Origin of the sequence: Paraburkholderia sp. BR10923 (genome assembly GCF_040948765.1) — a bacterium.
Taxonomy (GTDB): Bacteria; Pseudomonadota; Gammaproteobacteria; order Burkholderiales; family Burkholderiaceae; genus Paraburkholderia; species Paraburkholderia youngii.
In genome coordinates this window covers 1-462 of the sequence record NZ_JBFPKO010000164.1, presented here as the reverse complement: position 1 = coordinate 462, position 462 = coordinate 1, and the positions used below count along the sequence as shown (strand labels likewise).

Annotated in this window: 1 pseudogene; it reads left to right on the top strand. The window is 58.0% G+C overall.

What is annotated here, in order from left to right:
* Positions 1-375 (top strand): annotated as a pseudogene (locus AB3X94_RS41925) (porin); the annotation flags it as partial.
* Between the last annotated feature and the right edge of the window lie 87 nt (positions 376-462).

Sequence of the window (462 nt, the reverse complement as noted above, 5' to 3'; positions counted from 1 at the left end):
GTACAATACAAGGCCGGTGCGAACTCGCTCTATTCGGGAACTGCGACGTTCAATATTGCCGGCCTTTTCGGCATGTGGAAAGTGCAACCTCACATACATCTGTTCGCAGGCTATAGCTACACGCGCGGCGGCCATGTGGACGGCATCGAAGACGAGGCGCAATACCACAACGTCTCACTGGGCGCGCTGTATGACCTCTCGAAGCGCTCGACGGTGTATCTGCTAGCCGGCTACCAGCACGCTTCGGGCATGACGCTCGATGCACTCGGTAAACCAGTAGCGGCCACGGCTTCGGTCTCGGACAAGGGCAACGGCCACTCGGCGGCGACGCAGTCGCAGGCGATTGTGAGCTTTGGATTTCGTGAACGGTTCTAGGCGTTCGCATGTCCACCATGGGTGCCGGATGGACAATGAGTACGTTTCCCCGCAATGTTGATGGATACGCTGGGAGAGCAATGGAGA